Origin of the sequence: Bacteroides sp. AF25-5LB (genome assembly GCF_003602965.1) — a bacterium.
Taxonomy (GTDB): Bacteria; Bacteroidota; Bacteroidia; order Bacteroidales; family Bacteroidaceae; genus Bacteroides; species Bacteroides uniformis.
In genome coordinates, this window is the sequence record NZ_QTMC01000010.1 from 16,243 (window position 1) to 36,361 (window position 20,119).

At 40.4% G+C, this 20,119-nt stretch carries 20 protein-coding genes; all 20 read left to right on the forward strand.

What is annotated here, in order from left to right:
- The first annotated feature begins 111 nt into the window (after positions 1-111).
- The 20 genes from DWY57_RS12045 to DWY57_RS12150 all read left to right on the forward strand — a co-directional run bounded on the left by DWY57_RS12045 (position 112) and on the right by DWY57_RS12150 (position 20,108).
- Positions 112-1,080: an acyltransferase gene (locus tag DWY57_RS12045; protein ID WP_119961832.1), complete on the forward strand. Its 969-nt coding sequence runs from the start codon at positions 112-114 to the stop codon at positions 1,078-1,080.
- 63 nt (positions 1,081-1,143) lie between these two features.
- Positions 1,144-2,673 (forward strand): sugar transporter, encoded by a 1,530-nt coding sequence (locus DWY57_RS12050; RefSeq protein WP_119961833.1) that lies wholly within the window; start codon positions 1,144-1,146, stop codon positions 2,671-2,673.
- A 416-nt stretch (positions 2,674-3,089) separates the two neighbouring features.
- Positions 3,090-3,329 (forward strand): hypothetical protein, encoded by a 240-nt coding sequence (locus DWY57_RS12055; RefSeq protein ID WP_207817810.1) that lies wholly within the window; start codon positions 3,090-3,092, stop codon positions 3,327-3,329.
- Positions 3,330-3,344: 15 nt separating this feature from the next.
- The gene (locus DWY57_RS12060; protein WP_119961835.1) at positions 3,345-4,256 is read left to right on the forward strand and encodes a nitroreductase family protein; all 912 of its coding nucleotides are present in this window, start codon (positions 3,345-3,347) and stop codon (positions 4,254-4,256) included.
- 2 nt (positions 4,257-4,258) lie between these two features.
- A complete protein-coding gene (locus DWY57_RS12065; protein ID WP_119961836.1) occupies positions 4,259-5,488 on the forward strand; it encodes a polysaccharide pyruvyl transferase family protein in 1,230 nt (409 codons plus the stop codon).
- Positions 5,489-5,500: 12 nt separating this feature from the next.
- Complete coding sequence (locus DWY57_RS12070; RefSeq protein ID WP_119961837.1) at positions 5,501-6,607, forward strand: hypothetical protein; 1,107 nt, start codon at positions 5,501-5,503, stop codon at positions 6,605-6,607.
- Positions 6,604-7,350, forward strand: a complete 747-nt coding sequence (locus DWY57_RS12075; RefSeq protein WP_119961838.1) for a PIG-L family deacetylase — start codon at positions 6,604-6,606, stop codon at positions 7,348-7,350. The genes DWY57_RS12070 and DWY57_RS12075 overlap by 4 nt, the downstream gene beginning before the upstream one ends.
- The gene (locus tag DWY57_RS12080; protein ID WP_119961839.1) at positions 7,347-8,444 is read left to right on the forward strand and encodes an ATP-grasp domain-containing protein; all 1,098 of its coding nucleotides are present in this window, start codon (positions 7,347-7,349) and stop codon (positions 8,442-8,444) included. The genes DWY57_RS12075 and DWY57_RS12080 overlap by 4 nt, the downstream gene beginning before the upstream one ends.
- Entirely contained in the window at positions 8,441-9,559 is a 1,119-nt protein-coding gene (locus tag DWY57_RS12085) for a glycosyltransferase family 4 protein (RefSeq protein ID WP_119961840.1), read from the forward strand. Before DWY57_RS12080 ends, DWY57_RS12085 begins: the two co-directional genes overlap by 4 nt.
- Before the next feature lie 140 nt (positions 9,560-9,699).
- Positions 9,700-10,878 carry an O-antigen ligase family protein gene (locus DWY57_RS12090; protein WP_243634678.1) on the forward strand — a complete coding sequence of 393 codons (1,179 nt, stop codon included), beginning with the start codon at positions 9,700-9,702 and terminating at the stop codon, positions 10,876-10,878.
- A gap of 12 nt (positions 10,879-10,890) precedes the next feature.
- The gene (locus DWY57_RS12095; protein WP_119961842.1) at positions 10,891-11,862 is read left to right on the forward strand and encodes a glycosyltransferase family 2 protein; all 972 of its coding nucleotides are present in this window, start codon (positions 10,891-10,893) and stop codon (positions 11,860-11,862) included.
- A 94-nt stretch (positions 11,863-11,956) separates the two neighbouring features.
- The gene (locus DWY57_RS12100) at positions 11,957-12,472 is read left to right on the forward strand and encodes an acyltransferase (protein ID WP_243634682.1); all 516 of its coding nucleotides are present in this window, start codon (positions 11,957-11,959) and stop codon (positions 12,470-12,472) included.
- Complete coding sequence (locus DWY57_RS12105; RefSeq protein WP_005639514.1) at positions 12,469-13,143, forward strand: acyltransferase; 675 nt, start codon at positions 12,469-12,471, stop codon at positions 13,141-13,143. Before DWY57_RS12100 ends, DWY57_RS12105 begins: the two co-directional genes overlap by 4 nt.
- 48 nt (positions 13,144-13,191) lie before the next feature.
- Positions 13,192-14,328 (forward strand): glycosyltransferase family 4 protein, encoded by a 1,137-nt coding sequence (locus tag DWY57_RS12110; protein ID WP_119961844.1) that lies wholly within the window; start codon positions 13,192-13,194, stop codon positions 14,326-14,328.
- Between the two features lie 90 nt (positions 14,329-14,418).
- Positions 14,419-15,858: a hypothetical protein gene (locus DWY57_RS21310; protein WP_243634684.1), complete on the forward strand. Its 1,440-nt coding sequence runs from the start codon at positions 14,419-14,421 to the stop codon at positions 15,856-15,858.
- A 10-nt stretch (positions 15,859-15,868) separates the two neighbouring features.
- On the forward strand, positions 15,869-16,639 hold the full coding sequence (locus tag DWY57_RS12125; protein WP_119961846.1) for a WecB/TagA/CpsF family glycosyltransferase: 771 nt from the start codon (positions 15,869-15,871) through the stop codon (positions 16,637-16,639).
- Positions 16,636-17,724, forward strand: coding sequence for a GDP-mannose 4,6-dehydratase (gene gmd / locus DWY57_RS12130; protein ID WP_119961847.1), 1,089 nt, complete (start codon positions 16,636-16,638; stop codon positions 17,722-17,724). Before DWY57_RS12125 ends, gmd begins: the two co-directional genes overlap by 4 nt.
- A gap of 18 nt (positions 17,725-17,742) precedes the next feature.
- Positions 17,743-18,066, forward strand: a complete 324-nt coding sequence (locus tag DWY57_RS12135; protein ID WP_119961848.1) for a hypothetical protein — start codon at positions 17,743-17,745, stop codon at positions 18,064-18,066.
- Between the two features lie 538 nt (positions 18,067-18,604).
- Entirely contained in the window at positions 18,605-19,162 is a 558-nt protein-coding gene (locus tag DWY57_RS12145; protein WP_133302457.1) for a hypothetical protein, read from the forward strand.
- A gap of 4 nt (positions 19,163-19,166) precedes the next feature.
- On the forward strand, positions 19,167-20,108 hold the full coding sequence (locus DWY57_RS12150; RefSeq protein WP_119961851.1) for a GDP-L-fucose synthase: 942 nt from the start codon (positions 19,167-19,169) through the stop codon (positions 20,106-20,108).
- Positions 20,109-20,119 lie beyond the last annotated feature (11 nt).

Consider the following 20,119-nt stretch of genomic DNA (forward strand, 5'->3'; position numbering starts at 1 on the left):
CTAATCACGAAAGTTACTGCTTGAATGACACAGGAAAACTTTTCCATGAAATATTAAGCGAATCTGGATACTTATAAAATAATCGTATACAATCATTTTTTGCTTTCAACAATGAAAAAATCAAAAATAGATAACACATCCGTTAGGAAACAACATTTGGATAATTTGTCGATAATTCGTGGCATATCCATTATTGTAGTTGTGGCCTTTCATGCATACGGTATGATGTATGTGCATTTTGATGATGCTACCAATCAGATGTATTCACAAATATATGAGAAATTCAATCAATCGGTACTGATATGTATAGCCATGCCTATGTTTGTTTTTGTGTCAGGATTCCTATTCTCATACCTTCTTTCATTAGGTAAATACAATACATGGAAAGAGCTTGTTAGAAAAAAGGTGCAGCGCATTTTGCTTCCTTTCCTTGTTTTCAGTTGGTTTTTCATGATTACTACTGGTGATTGGCGACCACTAGACCCTATTATACAAGGTACATACTGGCATCTTTGGTTTTTACCAATGCTTTTTTGGTGCTTTATCATATACTATGGCTTTATGAAAAAATTGTGGCTAACAATTCCTTTGTTAATGATTACACTGGGGTGTGCAAGCTTACCAAAGTTTGTACCAATGTATATAGGTTTGCACAACATTCATAAATGGTTCTTTTGGTTTTATCTTGGAGGTTTGGTGTGTCAATATCATAATGTAATTTGTAACATACTGTCGAAATATCGTTTATTTTTACTGTTAGTTTCACTATACATTATATATGCAATGGTAGATATTAGAGCTTATGGCGAAGATACGTGGTATGCTACGCTTGGCAACGCCTCTATGGTCATTGCACTTTGGTATCTTTCAACCAAAATAGATTGGACCAGTCAGCGGGTCTCAAATTGCATAATCAGCTTTTCAACCTATAGTTTTGGTATCTATATTTTCCATAATTGGGTAGAATTACTGCTGTTAAGCAATACGTCAAAGCGTATTTTCCATCTCGATATTTTAGCCGCAAATCATGAGATACTTTTTCCACTTGGATTTTTTCTCATAGCGCTTTTTATCTCATAGATTCTCACAAGACTCCTTATGATGACAAAAGTAGGCAAGTTCTTAATCGGTTGATGATATTTTATGGCGGAAACAGATTCACGAGTTAAGAAATCCATGCTCAACGCACGGGTTAATCTTATCTTCTATTTCATCATTCTTGGTCTATCTTTCTTTTCGCGAAAGATATTCCTCAATACTCTTGGAGCCGATTTTGTAGGCTTTACGGGCGCTCTCCAGAACCTGCTCGGTTTTCTCAACCTTGCAGAACTGGGCATAGCGACAGCTATCGGTTATGTACTCTACAAGCCACTCTTTGACCATGACAGACAGAAAATTAACGAGGTTGTATCCGTTCTTGGCTACCTCTATCGTTGGATAGGTATCATTATTCTCGTGGTTGGCCTAATATTGTCAGCATTCCTTCCGTTAATATTTCCCCATACAAATTTCGATTTTGCTCTCATATATTTTGCCTACTATTCTTTTCTGGCATCTACACTTATTGGTTACTTCATCAATTATCGACAGAATCTTCTTGGGGCAGACCAAAGGAACTATGTGGTTGTCAGCTATTTCCAGACTTCAAACATCATCAAGATATTGGTTCAGATGGTATCAGCCTATTATACTGGCAGCTACTATCTTTGGGTTGCCTTCGAATTAGTTTTTGGAATCGTATATTCGTTTATTCTTAACTGGAAGATTAACCAAACCTATCCATGGCTAAAAACAGAATTGAAGGAAGGTCATCGACTGTTTAAAAAGTATCCTGAAGTTATAAAATATACCAAACAACTGTTTATACAGAAAATTAGCGGTATCGTACAGTGGCAGACTGTACCTTTTTTAATTTATGCATTTGCAAGTTTGCAGATGGTAGCTTTTTACGGCAACTATACCATCATAACTGACAAGCTCGCTCAGTTCATCAATACCTTTCTTGAAAGTACCGGTGCCGGTGTTGGCAACCTCATTGCAGAAGGGAACAAGAACAACATCAAGAAAGTCTTTTGGGAGCTTCTGTCAATACGTTATTTCATTGGTGGAGTCATCTCATTTTGCATTTACATGCTCATTGATCCGTTTATCAGGCTTTGGTTAGGCGACCAATACATATTAGACAGCATTGTTGTCTTCCTCATTGTGGTCAACGTATTCATCAGCTATACACGTGGTGGCATCATGCAATTCAATTATGGTTATGGTCTTTTCTGGGATGTTTGGGCTCCTATTGCCGAGATTGTCATTAATTTAGGGGTAGCATGTGGTTGTGGCGCTTTATGGGGACTTCCCGGTGTCTTGATGGGTGGTATTATAAGTCAGCTCCTTATTGTAAATATTTGGAAACCATATCTTCTATACCATTGGGGGTTTAAAGATAGTATTTGGGAATATATCCGGGGAGTTCTTCGTCTTTATTCCATTATACTTCTCCCCATGACGATTGTATATTTTGCAAGCCATATTTTTGTTCCTTTCCAAAACAACACATCGTTTTTGAGTTGGATTACATATAGTGTGATTATTGCGGGTTCGTATTCGTTGATTACATTCATGTTAATGTACACTTGCGTACCGCAGTTTAAAAACGTTGTACATCGATTTAAATAAGAAAATTCATATTATATGGGTATGTCATGTTATCAGGGCTCTGGGGCATATCAGAGTTTATAAATTCAAGATGAACATTTGTAAGACTATTTTCTATTCAATAAAGTTCAAAGGTTGTTGCGTGATAGGCAATACTATAATATCTAGCAAGGGGGGGGTAAAATTTGCAACACCTAAAAGTGTATTAATAGTTGGTATTTCAGGAACGACAAACGTTCCTGCTCAGTTTCTATTAAATGGAACCCTTGTCGTAGATGGATGTGTTGATTTTTACAAGGGGATTAAAGTCGTAGTAAAGTCTAATGTTTCACTATCAATCCAAAATGGAACATATATTAACGAATACTCTCGCATCTTTTGTGCAAAAAAAAATAACTATAGGTAGAGAAGTCGCTATATCATGGTACGTTAATATTATGGATACGGACATGCATCAAATATTTGATAATGATAAACAAATCAATTGTGATCAAGAAATACATATAGGCAACCATGTATGGATAGGAGCAAACTCATTTATAGGTAAAAACGCCAATATTTCCGATAATATAATTATCGGTTCTAGTTCATTTGTAAAAGGAACAATAAAAAGAAGTGGGTATATATATGCAGGATTTCCTATATCTCCCATCAAACAGTTTACTAAATGGTTATAATAGAATAATAAGAACATGAATATTAGTGGTAAGTTATTGCGTAAGTTTATACCATATCGTTGGTACAAGCTACTTGCTAATGGATTTATCGTTGTCCCCAAATACTACAAGAATGCAATTGAGGAGTTGGAGCAATGTTTTGATTTATCTCTTGAAGATCACATCAACAAGGACTTGATGCTGATGCGAAAGTTCGGTCATATTATAGACAAGGGACTCCATCGTGAAGATGCAGCCCCAGGTCACAGCAAAGTATATTACAATGACCTTAAAGAGCTTGTTAAGAAAGTTCAGCATACAGAGTATGCCAATGACCCCACAGTCCTTTGGGCAGCAGAAAAGATATCTAAATATGAGACTTTGCAGTCACATCCAGAACAGTTCACACCTGTTCGTCAAGAGTCCCCTATAAGTCAGATTAGCTTTGAACAACTTGAGCAACTTGTCAAGGAAAGACGCTCTAATCGCTGTTTTACTGATAAAGCGGTTACCGATGAGGTTGTCACACAACTTAAGGATGTAGCTAATTGGGCTGCTAACAGTTGCAACAAACAGCCTATACGTATTTTTGTTGCTAACGAACAGAATCTGGCAAAAGAGTGCCTGAAATGCTGTGCGGGAGGTACGGGGTTTGGAAATAACATTCCTTCTTTCTGGTGTTTTACTGCTAATGTTCGCGGCTATGTGTGGCCATCAGAGATGTATCTTCCTTCTATAGACACAAGTTTGGGGGCACAAAATGTATTTCTTGCGGCACAAACAATTGGCATCACTGGTACAGTGTTAACTTGGGGGCAACATACACCACAAGACGACAAAGTTCTTAGACGACTTCTCAATATACCTAATGACTATGCAATTATTTTTTGTGCAGTCATGGGTTATGCCGAATATGGTTATTTGACTCCTGCACGTAAGAAAAGTTAAAGATGAAAAGAATAGGAATACTGACATATCATTGTGTCATAAATTTTGGGGCTCAATTGCAGACTCTTTCGTCAATTGGGTATTTCAGGAATAACGGGTATGAACCAATCGTATTGAATTGGTATCCTCATGATTTGGAAGAGTTTTATCGTACAGAAGTTCCTTCTTGCCAATACGACGAACAGTTTTCTTTCTCACAGTCTCAAATGCCAGTTTCACGTCTTTGCCGTACAGTAGAGGATGTGGCTAAAGAAATACAAAGACTGAATATAGAAGCTGTATTTATAGGAAGCGATGCTCTTTTCGATTACTCGCCCCAGAAAAACAGAAAGCATTTGGACATCAAGTCAATGAGGTTCGTTTCTAATGGTCCTGTTGGTGCTACACATGATTTACCCAATGCTTTTTGGGGTAGTTTCAATGATTTTCTCCCCAAGCCAATACCATGTGTTGGATTTTCAATTTCCTCTCAGAGTGCACCATATTTTCGATATAACCATGCGGAGCTTAATGAGCTAAAACGTCTTTTGGGGAATTTTGGTTTTTTAAGTCTCCGGGATGATTGGACTTGTAATATGGTTAAGTACATTTGCGGTCGTCAGGATGTAACAGTAACTCCTGACCCAGTATTCGCTTTCAATATAAATACCTCTTACTCTGTTCTTAAAGCAGATTTACTTAAAAAGTATAAATTACCCAAGAATTATATTTTGATAAGTTTCTGTCATGATTATCTTTCTTGCGATTATGTTAACCGCATCATCACTCAAGTGGAAGATGCTACTGGTTGCTCATGTGTTTCTTTCCCAATGCCAAGAAAACTAAAAGAATATAATACAAAATATTCTGTTTCATTACCACTTCCTACGCTTGATTGGTATTACCTTATTAAGTATTCTCAGGGTTATATCGGAGAACTTATGCATCCAATAATAGTCAGTTTACACAATTCAGTGCCTTTCTATTGCTTTGACCAATATGGTACTTTTAAAACCGTAATACCAATGATTTGGCATAAGAAAATCCCCGAATCAAGTAAAATCTATGATATTTTGAAACGAGGTGATTTCCTATCTAATGTTTACGCATATAATCAAAATAATATTCCAGAGGTCAAAGATGTAGTAAATGCATTCTTACATTTTGATAAGGATAAATGTAAGAAATTTGCGGCAACAATGCTGACCAAATATAAATCCGCAATGAAAGAAATAGAACACATATTAAAATAATTCATATAAAACATGAAGATTACATTGTTGTTAAGGGTCCCATTTCTTGACAAAATTCCGAACTTAAAAACTCTTATAGTTGATTTTGCCAAAAAAGGTGTTGACATTACTATCATCTCAGCTGTTAACGAGAATTATCCGGTTTCTGATTTGAGTCGTTTCTCGAATGTTAAAATGGTGCTTGTCAAACAGCGCACTAAGAGGTTTGAACTGCCTACTTCAGCTAAACTTTTACTTGCTACGATAAAGAATATACTTTTTAGTAAATCCAATTATTATATAGGAGGTGATAATTACGCGAGTCATTTATTGATGATATTGAAGAAGTATTTTTCATTCACATACATTAATTTTATATTGGAATATCCCGATATAAATAAAACTGTCGAATTGAATGAAATAGAAGCTGCAAATTACATAATCACACACGACCATTGGCATGCTGAATTTATTAGCAAATATTGCAACTTAAGAAATGGTCAGATACTGTTTCTACCGAATGCATCTTATACAGATGAACATAGAGTACATGACAATTATCTTGCCGAGTGCCTGCAAATCCCATCCGACAAGAACATCATTCTACATTCTGGTGGTTTAGGAAAGTGGTTCTGTAGCAAAGAGCTGGCTGAGGCTGCAATGCAATGGTCAGAGGATAATGTATTGGTTTTTCACACCAGTCATATTGTCGATCATGATTCTTATTTCCAGTCCGTAAAGAGTCTGGTTTCAGATAGTGAAAAAGTTTTCTTTTCAACGAAACCGGTTTCTAATGAAGAACTTGACAGACTTGTTGCTTCAGCAAAGATAGGTATTGCACTATATTCTTTGGCAGAACTTGGATACAGGGCAGAAAATATGGGTCTTGCCGCAGGTAAGATTGGTAATTATTTGAAGTGTGGGATTCCTGTAATTGCAACAAAAGTACACTCTCTATCCTATCTTGAAGATTATCAGTGCGGTATATTGATTGACGACCCTGCCCAAATAAATGACGCAATAAATGATATTGTGCATGATTACGACAACTATGCTAAAAACTCATATACATGTTACGAGACTCTGTGGCATCCAAAGAAGTATCTTGATAAAATATACGAAACATTTATTAATAAATGAAATTTATAATTGATTTTATCCGAAGAATTCGCATACAGACCATTCGTCAGTTAATCTCGCATAAGTCTTTGTTTCCCTTGCCCGAAACCGCCATTATTTTCGCCCCGCATCCTGACGATGAAGTATTTGGCTGCTGTGGGTTGATACAGCGGATGCTGGCGAAGGGAAAGCGGGTGGAGCTGATTGTGATGACTGGCGGCGGAAAAAGTCACAGCGGTTGTTGCACTTTGGATGAAGCGACTCTCATCGCACGGCGACGGGATCTGACGGTCAAGGCAGCGGTTCTCTATGGGCTGGGCAAGGAGCATATCCACTTTCTGGACTTTCCCGACGGGGAAATCTCAGTAGAACACCCTGAGTTGGCTCGGCTGAGAGCTTTGCTGGATGCTCTTCTGAAAGAATGTCGGGATGCAGTGGTATATTATCCCCATCGCCAAGGGGAAGGATGGCCCGATCATGTTCATACGGCGGAGATTGCAGCGGCCTTGTGCAACTCTCATCACACCCAAATCACGCAATACGAATACTGTGTATGGTTTTGGTTTTACAACTGTTGGAAGATAGACTGGTGCAACGCGCGCATTTTGCGTATGGACAAGCGGGAGTACTGCTGCAAGCAGGAGGCTATCAATGCCTATATTCTCCCACAAGCACCCTGCGGCATGCCCTGGAGCGGCGTCTTGCCCGAGATGTTCGTGAAGGCCAACCGATGGAATAAGGAATTGTATTTTGAAGTTAGATGAAGAAAGTTATTATTATAGGAGATTCCACGCACAACACACTCAGTGCCGTTCGCAGCTTTGGTGAGGGTAAAGTTCCTTTTACATTGATTCTAGTTTGTCAGCAGGATAACTGCTACGTGCGGTACAGCAAATACCTTAGGCATGGCAACCTCTATGTGATTAGCGAATTGGATGAATGCACAGTGGTGCTTCGACAGTTGGCTGCGGAGAAGGGACAGCTTCTGATGACTACCTTCGATGCGGCAGCAGAATGGGTGGATGCACGAGAACCTCAACTCAGTAAGCTATTCCTCACTCCTTGTAGGGGCAAACAACTGGGAGTACTTTTCAATAAGGAAGCGCAATGCAAACTGGCTAAAGAATGTGGACTGATTGTTCCTCACTCTATTGTTTATCATCGTGGAGAACGTATACCAGAGGATTTACTCTACCCAGTTATTACTAAACCGCTGGTAAGCAGTAAAGGGGAAAAAAGCGACATACATATCTGCCATTCCGAGAATCAACTGGCAGATGCATTGAGGCAGGAGAGTTACAGCGAATATTTGATTATTCAGGAGTTTGTTAAGAAAGAGTATGAAATTGATGCTGTTGGGGTCAGTACCGAGCGGGGCGTGGTGATGGGTGGTGCAATTCATAAGTATCGCCATTGGCCACGACTGGTAGGTGCAGGAGCTTTTGGCGTGTTTGAACACATAAATCAATTTAATGTAGATATAGCTGCCATTAATCGATTTATCAAGAAGTCAGGCTATCATGGCCCCTTTAGCGTGGAGTTTCTCCACACAAAAGAAGGGAAAAACTATTTTATGGAGGTTAATTTCCGCAATGAGGGACTAGCATATACCTCCACATGTGCAGGCGTCAATCTGCATGCTCTTTATGCAGATTCTGCACATAAGATAGACTGGAGTAGGTTTCGTCGTACCTATATGATGAACTATAGCATCGACCTGCTCTATGTGAAAGAGGGGGACATCACCCTATGGCACTGGCTGAAGGACTTCCTCAAGACCCGTTGCTTCATCAATGTCTGCCTTACTGATTTAGGGCCAACATTGGCATATTACAAACATAAGATTTTCAATAAATGAAAGTATTGGTATGTATTCCGTGCCTGCTGACAGGTGGTACTGAGATACAGACACTGAATCTGGTGCAAGCCTTGGTGGATGGTGGACACGAGGTGACGACAGTTTGTTACTTTGAATATTCGCCTGACATGGTACAGTGCTATGAACAGGCTGGTAGCAAGGTGAAGCTGCTGAGTTCCGATGGTACACGACCTGTCGGAGTATGGCATACATTGACGTTCCTGTTCAAAGGACTCGGGCGAGTAGTAAAATCATGCTGTCCCGATGTGGTACATGTGCAGTACATGGCACCGGGCGCCATTCCTATTATCATATTACGTCTGTTAGGTATCAAGCGCATAGTAGCGACGGCTCATACGGCTGCCGACATCTATCTTTCTTTGCGATTATTACACTTCGTTTCGCGATATATACTTACAGCATTTCAATGTATTACAGAACGAGCAGAGAAATCGTTCTTCGGAAATTCGCAAATGTATAAAGCTGAAATGAAGTTAACCCGACATGGCAATCATTTTACCATTTACAATAACTTGCCACCTTATATCTCCATAGCCAATAAAGAACAACGAATCGGCAAAGTGATAACCATAGGAGTTGTAAGCCGCCTGGAGCCTATCAAGGGAATGGACTTGGTAGTGCCTGCTTTTGCAAAAATTCATGCCATGAATCCAAATACGCGCTTGTTAGTAGTGGGTGATGGCTCGCTATGTCCACTAATGGAGCAACAGAAGAATGATGCCGGATTGAATGAAGTCGTTAAGTTTGCAGGCGTACAACCACAGGAGGCTTTGCAAGCGTATTATGACAGCATAGACATACTGTTGATACCTTCGCGCAGCGAAGGATTCGGACTGACTGCAATAGAAGGAATGGCACGGGGATGTGTAGTGGTTGCGGCAAATACCGGAGGATTACCGGAAGTGGTAAGTAATGGTAAGGTAGGTTTGTTGCATGAACCGGAATCATCGGATTCGCTTGCAGAAAAAGCCATACGGCTTGTAAATGACAGGGAATTGCTTATGACCATGAAACAGAATGCCATCGGTCATGTAGCAAGATTTTCATTTGCACATTATTCTGAATTAATCAATAACTTGTATTCGAAATTGTAATTATGGCTATTGTCATTAACGCAATAATCACGGTCATACTTCTGTACTATGCCTATAAGTATGCTTCCGGTGGCACAATGATCATAAAACATCCGTTTAAGGTTGGCGAATATTATGAATGCAACAACAATTTGTCGTTTATGATATTCAGTGTAATGACGGCAATGGTGTTTTTAGGACCACTATCACTGGTGAAATATGCTATATGGATATTCTTCATGTTGTTGATGTTACGCCGATGGGTCAAGAAATGGGATGGTGTGATGACGATATACCTGATTTTCATATTATGGAATCTATATACGCTTACCTATTCTCACTATGTCTCTCAAGGCTGGATGATGATTGTCAAATTTTGCCTACCGATACTCTATTTTTGGATGGGATATAATGCCATTGAAGATAGTCTGGACTTATGGATATTTCTGAAGCGTACAGTACTAATCTGTGTAATCTATTCATTTCTGATAGGTGGAGTATCTGCTAAGTTGATTAGTCCACTTTATGGGTTTCTTTGTTTTGGAACCGGAGGAACATTCGTTGCATACGCTTCTTTGGCAGACTTTTATGCAATACTGATAGGCGTTCCCGTAATGCTGTATATTTTTACGTCTGAAAGGAAATTTTTATATGCAGCAGGACTGTTGTTTTTATCATTGATATTGGAGAGTGTGCGAACAGGCATCGGCGCATCCATTCTTGGTCTTTCACTTCTGTTTTTAGCCTATAAAAAAGGACGGGCTGTTCCAGCCGTGATGCTTTTGATAGCACTCTTTGTTGGCTCCGTATTCTTTGTCAAACCCGTAAGAGAGAAAATGTTTGGCAAACAGGCAGAAACCGTTACAATCAGTAATGTAGGCAAGGCTAAAATCGAAACTAGCGGACGCGAATACATGTGGAAAAGGATAATGAATCACTGCTACAATCCAAATCCCACGTTCGGTAGTGGCTGTGGTGGAGCCTTGGGATGGCTGAAGGACATAAACAGTAAGGGAGGATTGGTTCTTATTCATTCTGATTGGGTGCAGATGATGTCGGAATCAGGCAATATCGGTTTGTGTCTCTATATTTTGTTTGCCGTATTCATGTTGTTTAAGGTGCTGGCCATCACATGGAGGTATAGGAGCAATAAGATGTTGACACTCTTGGGCGGCACAACCGCAGGAGCCTTTGCCGCCTGTTTCTTTTGCATGGGATTTGACAATGTCATCACATACGCCCAACAAGGCTATGTACTGCCGTTTATGCTGTTCGGCATATTCCTTAAGACAATTGACTTGACTGAAAACAGAGAATTTGAAGAAGAAATAATTCCATAATATTTTGAATTAATGATATCTGTTGTTATACCTTTATATAATAAGGAAAAGAGCATTGCGCAGACACTGGAATGCGTACTCAATCAGACGTACAAGGATTTTGAGGTAATTGTAGTGGATGATGGCAGTAAGGATAATAGCGCTGCTATTGTGGAGGCATTCAATGACGAAAGAATAAGATTAGTGAGGCAGAAAAATGGCGGTGTGAGTGCTGCGCGTAATCGTGGCACAGCAGAGGCACGTGGTGAGTATGTGGCTTTTCTTGATGCTGATGATGCATGGAAACAGAATCATCTGGAATCTATTACAAATCTGATACATCAATTTCCTAAGAGCGGAGCGTGGGCTACGTGCTATGTCAATAACCTAAATGGAGAGAATCATCGGATCATTCTTAACAAGCTGCCTTTCAATGGAGATACAGGTTTGTTAACCAATTATTTTGAAGTATGTAGTTGCTCCCATCCCCCCGTATGGAGTAGTGCCGTGTGTGTTGAGAAGTCCTTGCTACAAGAGATTGGCGGTTTTCCTCTGGGGGTTACTTCAGGTGAAGACTTGCTGACTTGGGCCAGAATTGCAATAAAAACCGACTGGGCATATACAAAGAAAGCGACAGCTGTTTATATGATGCCAGCTACAAATTCATTTACAGAAAGGCCAACTCGCCCAAATGATGAAGGAGACCCTGTTTGCGATGGACTGAAATTATTACTGAAAACGGAGTATTCAAGAAAACATGAATTGAGGCATTTCATAGGTCGTTTCTACAAAATGAAGGCTAGTACGAACTTGCGGTATGGTGATAGGTGGAAGACCATTTGTGAGTGTATGAAGTCACTTGTTTATAGGCCGTTTGCGAAAGAAACTTATCCTATATTGCTTCTTGCCTTGATGCCAGAATTTATTCAGAGAAGGATTTTCACCATCCATTCTTATGATAAAGTAGCTGATATTAAAGATGTAAAAAAACTAATAGGGAGGTAAACATGGGCTTTTCGCATTTAGTTATTCATTGTCTGAATACAATGGAATTGATGTTTTAAAATGAGATAAACGATTAGTATAAAATATGAGTTACATGAACAGAATAGGTTATTATGTATTTCGTTGGTATGCTGTAGCAATAAAACTGATTAGCCAGAAGGGGTATGACAAATGGATTGTAAGAGCCCATAAGAAAGCGGGTGTCATTTTTATTGGAAGTCCGGAATACATTGACTCACATTCGCATTTAGACCCATCTGGAGGATTGACCATAATGTGGGGGGCAGTTATTTCTACTAATGTGATAATCCTTACACATGATTGGTCTTTTCTAAAAGGGTTGATAGCTATCAATAAGGTTAATGAATGTATTTCTTCATTTCATGCTCTTGCTTATAATGGCGTCAGCATTGGAGAAAATAGTTTCATCGGTGCTGAAGCCGTGATTTTACCTGGTACCAAGATTGGAAAATTTTGTATCATTGGAGCCGGATCTGTTGTGAAAGGGAATATTCCTGATTATTCTATTGTGGTCGGTAATCCTTGCAAGATTATCAATGACACGCGAAAGTTTGGGGAAAAATTTTTAGTTCGGTCGAAAGAATCATGAATATCTATTTTAAATATTTACTGTCTTTGCCCAAATCATTATGGTTTAACTTCCGCCACCTGCCACTGAAACAGGCGCTGAAGCTACCGTTTTATGTCCGCTATGGAACACGCGTCAGCGTTAAAGGACGAATAATAATTGAAGATGATAATCATGTAGGTATGGCTATGATTGTTATTGGATCCCATGAAGCTGATGTCTCGGACCCCAAGCATACCACTTGCTTGACGGTGGAAAGAGGCGGAGAATTGGTATTTCAGCACACTGCACACATCGGACTGGGAACGAAGATATTCGTTAAGCATGGAGCAAGGATGTATCTTGGCGATAACTTTGCTGTAAGTGCCAACTCGCAGTTTGTATGTTACAAAAGCATCATTATGGGGCGTGACATACAGTTTGCCTGGAATTGTTTGGTAATGGATAGTGACACACATTCCATCTATAGTGACAAGGGGTGTATCCAAAAAATGAATCCCGACAAAGAGGTTCGTATTGGGGATAAGGTATGGATAGGCTGCAGAGTAACTATCTTGAAAGGCTCGCATGTGCCGAGCAATTGCGTTATTGGTGCAACAAGTTTTGTATCGGGAAGCAAGTTTGAATCCAATAGTCTGATTGTTGGCTCACCAGCTAAGTCGGTCAAACCTATTGCAGGATGGGAATTATAGATTAGAGGATTTCTATCTCTGTTAATAGTTATAAGTTATTTAGGTATTATGTTGGAAAATAATGCAAAGATTCTGTTTGTTTGTCCCTTGCCGCCGCCAGTACATGGCTCGTCAATGGTGAGCCAGAGCATCAAGGAGAGTAGCGTGCTGAACGATGAGTTTGAGATGGACTTTGTGAATCTTTCCACTTCGCGCACGATGGAGGAGATTGACAAAAGGTCGTGGTCGCTGTATGCACGCAAGGCGGTGAGGTTCATCGGGGCTTATGCCAAGACGCTTTGGCTGTTGACTACGCGCAAGTACGACCTGTGCTATCTTGCCATCACTTGCCATGGAGTGGGCTTTCTGAAGGATGCTCCGTTTGTACTGCTGTGCAAACTTTTTAGGCATAAAGTGGTGATACACCAACATAACAAGGGGATGGCTAAAGATGTGGATAGGCATATTTACCGATGGTTGCTGCCTATGGTATATCGGAACACGAAGGTTATATTGCTGTCGTGGCAACTGTATGCTGATATAGAAAAGGTTGTGAAACGTGAGCAGGTGATGATTTGCCCTAATGGGATTCCCGATACGAATAGCAAAATGACTTCTGCGGAAAGGCATAATGATGTACCGCACATTCTGTTCTTGTCTAACTTGATAGTTTCCAAGGGAGTGTTGGTCCTACTCGATGCGCTGAAAACATTAAAAGAAAGGGGATGCAGATTCGTTTGCGACTTTGTTGGAGGAGAGACAAAAGAACTGGATGGTCGGAGATTTGCACTGGAGATTGAAGCAAGGGGATTGGATGATATCGCCGTGTATCATGGCAGGAAATATGGCAAAGATAAGGAGGCGTTTTTGCAAACGGCTGATATTTTCGTTTTTCCAACTTTCTATTTCAACGAATGTTTCCCTTTGGTCATCATAGAGGCTATGATGAATGGACTGCCGGTAATCTCTACCGACGAGGGCGGAATAAGGGATGAGGTGAAGGACGGAAAAAATGGATTTGTGGTGAAACCGCAGGATTCCAAAGTTCTTGCTGATGCGATACAACGATTGTTGGATGATAAGAATGCAAGGCATACAATGGGAGCAGAAGGAAGACGGATGTTCAAGGAGCGATTTACAATGGTGTATTTTGAAAACAACATAAAAGGTATTTTGATTGACTGCATTGAGGCCAATGACAAATAGCTTATGAGTACGCTTTGAGATGGAGTCTCCGAGGTACTTTGTGAATTGGAGCCATGTGAGAAACAGTCTAATAATTAATTCTATTTTGTAATGTACGATTTTTGGCAAGATAATTATGAATGGTTATTATCGGGCATAATTCCTACCTTGATAACGGCAATCTTTGGTATAATTAAATATAGAAAGAACAAAAGGAACAAGGACGTATCTCAAGAAAAGAATATCCAAACTAATACTATTTATGCCAATAACAATTCAGGTCATGTAACTAACAACAACCAGAATATCAATATTGGAGACACGAAGAACACCGCTGAAAGGAGATATAAGAATGCCATTGAAATCGTAAAGAATGAATTATTAGATAATTATCGTAATTTATGTGTGTTGATAAATGGAATTGAAGAACGAGTTCCTCAGAAATTCTGGGATGTACGCAAACCCAACGAATCGGAAGATACATTTCAGGAACGGGCAAAAAACTTTCATAAGGAATATCAAACAGGAATTTTTCAACTGATTCAGACTTTTAAAATAAAAGAAGAGATATACAACATATCCAAACAAGACTTGTCTTTCAATTGTAACAATGCAAACTGCATAAAAAACATATACTATTGGCAAAAAGATGTGTATGACACGCTAAATAATTTTTCATCCACATTATCGCACTACATATCTCTTAATTACAGAAATTACGAACTTTATTTGAAAAACAAATCGCTCCATGAGGATAAGGTGCTTAAATCAAAAATATCACTGTTGCAATCGTTAAGAGAATTCATACATGTATATCCAAGGGAGGAAGACAGCCTCTTTATCCATATCAGTGAAATGGGATTTGACCATATAACAGCAGGTATGGACATAAACATCCAAAATCTAAACATTGAATTGAAAGAGTTATATACGAAAAGGTCGGATATATTAAAAAAAGAAATTCCAACGCCTCTCAGAACGTTAGAAATCGAAAGGATTATGCGAGATCCCTTTTTGATGCTTTTGCGTAAAAGTGCAGGATTGACAGAAGAATTAACCCCTGCTGAATATAGTGCGTTGTTGAATAAAGAAATTCAAACAGAGGTGACTGATCCTCAGAAGTTAATTTCACTTGCAATAGCGTCATACACAGAATCTGACGGAAGAGGGGCAATCTATTATTACAGAAAGGCTTTGGATTGCAAAGAACTACCCTCAAACATCAGGGTCTTTATAGAACAATCATTGTCAAGATTGCTAAATCCAGACATTTATGATGGTGGAATTGGTCTGATTATTTTAGAAATTCAAGAAAATAGCATGTTATCTGGAAGATTGAATATCGGCGATGTCATTTTCAAAATCAATGGAAATGTCCTCTTAGAACCAGCTGAAATTTTATCTACAATGGCAACTGCCAGTAAGGAAGAGAATATATTATTAGAAGTATATACGAAAGAACAAAAAAGAATTTCGATATCTCTTCCCGGAAGAACTCATTTGGAATGTATAGTCAGTCAATCCGTAATGCTAAACTTATTTTTTATATAAACATCATCACATGAATACATATTTTAATATCCGTTACGAGTTTGACAAGAAGCTCGTGTGGAATCGTATTGCCTCGCAGGTAAAAGCGGAAAAGTCTGATTATATATGTGTGGCTGATGGAGTGGTACTGAATATCGCCAATAGGAAACCGGAATACCTGAGGGTGATTAATGGTGGAATGTTCTCTATTTGCGACAGCGGGTATGTGCCGCTCTATCTGAAATGGATCTATGGCGTGAGGTATGAGCAATACTGTGGGGCGCAGATATTCAAAGATATTGTTAGTTCAAGGAAATACCGTATGATGTTCATGGGTACTTCGCAACGGACATTGGATGGGCTGAAGAATACCATAAAAGTATGGAATACAGATGTACTTACGATGACATTCTATGAACTACCATTCTGCGATGTGAAAGAGTTTAACTATGAAGATATAGCACGGCGTGTGGAGGAATCAGAGGCTGACATCATTTGGATAGCTCTCGGTGCTCCGAAACAGGAGATGTTCATGTCGAAACTGAAGCCTTACCTGAAACGTGGGGTGATGATCGCCGTAGGAGCAGCATTCAAATTTTACAGCGGTACAGATGAGAGGCGTGCTCCGCAGTGGATGCTGAAAACGCATTTGGAGTGGGTCTTTCGTATTATGTGCAGTCCGAAGAAGCAATTGAAACGGTGCTCGATGATTATCTTGACCTTACCACGACTGCTAATAGAAGAAATCAAGCGGAAGCACAATAAAAAGCATAATGACACTATTAACACTATATACAAATGAAGAAAGCATTGATTACCGGTATCACCGGACAAGACGGTTCGTTTCTTGCCGAATTTCTTTTGGGTAAAGGATATGACGTACACGGCACCATCCGCCGTTCGTCAGTGGATTATAGAGAACGCATCGCTCATCTGGAGGGGCATCCGAACTTCCACTTGCATTATGCCGACCTTGGCGACTCGATGAGTATCCTGCAAGTGGTAAAGAAGGTGAAGCCGACGGAGATATACAACCTTGCAGCACAGAGCCATGTGCAGGTATCGTTTGATGCACCCGAGTTTACGGCAGACGTGGATGCTACGGGCGTATTACGTATATTGGAAGCCGTGCGCCAATGCGACCTGATTGATACATGCCGCATCTATCAGGCATCCACTTCCGAACTTTACGGCAAGGTGGAGGAAGTGCCACAAAACGAGAAGACGCCTTTTCATCCTTACAGTCCATATGCCGTGGCGAAACTCTATGGCTACTGGATTGTGAAAGAATACCGTGAGGCATATAACATGTTCTGCTGTTCGGGCATCCTGTTCAACCATGAGAGCGAACGGCGTGGAGAAACTTTCGTGACACGCAAAATCACGCTGGCTGCCGCACGAATTTCACAGGGCAAGCAAGATTGCCTCTATTTGGGTAACTTGGACTCCCTGCGTGACTGGGGCTATGCCAAGGATTATGTGGAATGTATGTGGCTGATACTGCAACATGACACCCCAGAGGATTTCGTGATAGCCACCGGCGTGCAGCACACGGTGCGTGAATTTGCCACGCTCGCCTTCCGTTATGCGGGCATTGAACTTCGCTGGGAAGGAGAAGGCATACAGGAGAAAGGCATTGACGTGAAGACTGGGAAAACTGTAGTGGCGGTGAGCGAGGACTTCTACCGTCCGACGGATGTAGTTAACCTTTGGGGCGACCCGACCAAAGCAAAGAACGAGTTAGGATGGAATCCGCAGAGTACCTCCTTTGAGGAACTGGTTCGCATCATGGTGACGCACGACATGCAGAAAGTGGCAGCGGAACATGTTGCTAGCGTAATGCGGACGAACTTGGCTGAATATTTGGAGAAAGGAATCGTAAAATGATTTATAAGCATTACTGTTATGCAAGAAATAAGAATTACATTATCTGATTTGCCGGAAGAAGACAAAATAGCACTGTCAAAACTTGTTTCCGATAATTGTAATATAGAGGAAACTAGGGGTGCGGACGGAGTAACAAATGCAATAATAACCATATTGGCTGAAAATCCAATCATATGTGGAATAGCAGCGAATATTCTCACGGAGATTGTAAAGGCTATTGCCAAGGAGTCATGGAACAGGATCAAAATCTCTGTCAAGATGCCCGATGGCTCAAATTTTATCAATCTTGGAAAGGCAAAGTTCTCACAACTGATGAAGAAACACTTTGGAATAGATCAATGAACAGGCTTTATTCGATGGCTCAGACTTTTGTAGATAAGTACAATGCTGAGTATGACTGCAATCTTGGGATTCAACGGTATTCTGAAAGTGGTTTCAGTCTGCCATATATGCATTCCGACACTATTTACATTGACAAATCAGTCCATGTATGGTTGGCGTTGTATTCTTTCGGAAATCCAAACCTGTTTATTTACTACCGATTGATGAAAGGATTGTTGGATTTTAACAATACTGACGGAGCCTCAAAGTTATTAGAACTAATAAAGGCCGAATACCATTCATCATCCAAACGGTTTCACCATCTGTTATCTCAAAATCCTGAATGGATTACCGCTCTGGTTATGGTCATAACCCTACATGAATTGGGCCACCATAGGTTCAAAAAAGACAGGAACTCATATCAGTTACTTGCAAGTGACGTAAAAGAATTCCTTCAAAACAGACCATTTAAGGTGTCCAAGGATTATGTACCGAATGCAGACTTCAAAGCAATCGGGATAAATCTTGAAGAAATACGAGATTTCGTAGAAGAAATGATTTGGAAGATGAGTCTTTTGGGGAAGAACTGGCCGCTGACAGTTTCGTGTTCAATCATTTCAGCCAGTCTTTAAGTGGATGTGGAGTAAATCAGGCGATTGCATCATCAATGGCCTTGTCCGGCAGTTGTGTGTTCTTCTTAGAATATGCAAATAGAATCAACAAGCTATTTTTCACACCGATCAACAAGGATAAAAAAGAACGAGTCAAACATAACCTTATAGCAACAATTGTAGATTCGGTCAACAGCCGAATAAGAGCCATCTATCAGGATTTTCACATTAACAACTTTTTTGCATCTGAAAATATTGATGATGATTCCAGAATGTTATACAGTACATTAGTGGGTGTTCCACTGTATGATTTTAATGAATCATTGGATGTGGAATTTATGAAATCGTTGCAGCCTTTCCAAGATATTCTGAACGAAGGAGGGCAGATTGAGTTTGATGAGAATAAGCTAAAACTTGTTCGGCAAGAAGTTGACACATTCGAAAATACAATTATTCGATCAATATTAAACGAACTTGATAAAAAATCAACATTTACTATTCGCTAAAGAAATGGAGAAAAACGCAAAAATCTATGTAGCAGGACATCGCGGAATGGTAGGTTCTGCCATCATGCGTGAACTGCAACGCCAGGGATATACGAATATCATCACACGCACGCACAAAGAATTGGACTTGACTCGCCAGGAAGCCGTAGAACGCTTCTTCGCCGAAGAAAAGCCCGAATATGTATTCCTCGCCGCAGCAAAGGTGGGCGGTATCATCGCCAACCAATCGGCATTGGCGGACTTCATGTATGAGAACATGATACTGGAGATGAATGTCATCCACTCGGCATGGCGCAATGGTTGCAGGAAGCTGGAGTTTCTCGGTTCATCGTGCATATACCCGCGTATGGCACCCCAGCCGATGCCTGAAAGCTGCCTGCTTACCTCCGAACTGGAAAAGACCAACGAGGCATACGCATTGGCGAAAATCTCTGGATTGAAATACTGTGAGTTTCTCAATCGCCAGTACGGTACAGACTATATCAGCGTCATGCCTACCAACCTTTACGGGCCGAATGACAACTACCATCCCGAGCACAGCCACGTGTTACCGGCGCTTATCCGCCGTTTCCATGAGGCAAAGATAGCCGGTTTGAAAGAAGTGACCTGCTGGGGTGATGGAAGTCCGCTCCGTGAGTTCCTCTATGTGGACGACCTCGCCAACCTATGCGTGTACCTAATGAACAATTACAGCGGCAACGAGACTGTCAATGCTGGAACAGGAAAGGAACTGACCATAAAAGCGCTGACAGAACTAGTGGCGAAAGTCATAGGCTACGAGGGCGCAATCAAGTGGGATACCGCAAAGCCCAACGGTACGCCCCGTAAACTTTTGGATGTATCGAAAGCGACTTCGCTCGGATGGACATACAAGACGGAACTGGAGGAAGGCATCCGTCTTTCCTACGAGGATTTCTTAAACAACCCGATGAGGGCGGAAAGATAACTTTCACAACA

Bases quoted from the DNA above. Each gene is read 5' to 3' on its own strand.
- DWY57_RS12045 (WP_119961832.1), top strand. From the start codon at position 112: ATGAAAAAATCAAAAATAGATAACACATCCGTTAGGAAACAACATTTG.
- DWY57_RS12050 (WP_119961833.1), top strand. From the start codon at position 1,144: ATGGCGGAAACAGATTCACGAGTTAAGAAATCCATGCTCAACGCACGG.
- DWY57_RS12055 (WP_207817810.1), top strand. From the start codon at position 3,090: ATGGATACGGACATGCATCAAATATTTGATAATGATAAACAAATCAAT.
- DWY57_RS12060 (WP_119961835.1), top strand. From the start codon at position 3,345: ATGAATATTAGTGGTAAGTTATTGCGTAAGTTTATACCATATCGTTGG.
- DWY57_RS12065 (WP_119961836.1), top strand. From the start codon at position 4,259: ATGAAAAGAATAGGAATACTGACATATCATTGTGTCATAAATTTTGGG.
- DWY57_RS12070 (WP_119961837.1), top strand. From the start codon at position 5,501: ATGAAGATTACATTGTTGTTAAGGGTCCCATTTCTTGACAAAATTCCG.
- DWY57_RS12075 (WP_119961838.1), top strand. From the start codon at position 6,604: ATGAAATTTATAATTGATTTTATCCGAAGAATTCGCATACAGACCATT.
- DWY57_RS12080 (WP_119961839.1), top strand. From the start codon at position 7,347: ATGAAGAAAGTTATTATTATAGGAGATTCCACGCACAACACACTCAGT.
- DWY57_RS12085 (WP_119961840.1), top strand. From the start codon at position 8,441: ATGAAAGTATTGGTATGTATTCCGTGCCTGCTGACAGGTGGTACTGAG.
- DWY57_RS12090 (WP_243634678.1), top strand. From the start codon at position 9,700: ATGATATTCAGTGTAATGACGGCAATGGTGTTTTTAGGACCACTATCA.
- DWY57_RS12095 (WP_119961842.1), top strand. From the start codon at position 10,891: ATGATATCTGTTGTTATACCTTTATATAATAAGGAAAAGAGCATTGCG.
- DWY57_RS12100 (WP_243634682.1), top strand. From the start codon at position 11,957: ATGAACAGAATAGGTTATTATGTATTTCGTTGGTATGCTGTAGCAATA.
- DWY57_RS12105 (WP_005639514.1), top strand. From the start codon at position 12,469: ATGAATATCTATTTTAAATATTTACTGTCTTTGCCCAAATCATTATGG.
- DWY57_RS12110 (WP_119961844.1), top strand. From the start codon at position 13,192: ATGTTGGAAAATAATGCAAAGATTCTGTTTGTTTGTCCCTTGCCGCCG.
- DWY57_RS21310 (WP_243634684.1), top strand. From the start codon at position 14,419: ATGTACGATTTTTGGCAAGATAATTATGAATGGTTATTATCGGGCATA.
- DWY57_RS12125 (WP_119961846.1), top strand. From the start codon at position 15,869: ATGAATACATATTTTAATATCCGTTACGAGTTTGACAAGAAGCTCGTG.
- gmd (WP_119961847.1), top strand. From the start codon at position 16,636: ATGAAGAAAGCATTGATTACCGGTATCACCGGACAAGACGGTTCGTTT.
- DWY57_RS12135 (WP_119961848.1), top strand. From the start codon at position 17,743: ATGCAAGAAATAAGAATTACATTATCTGATTTGCCGGAAGAAGACAAA.
- DWY57_RS12150 (WP_119961851.1), top strand. From the start codon at position 19,167: ATGGAGAAAAACGCAAAAATCTATGTAGCAGGACATCGCGGAATGGTA.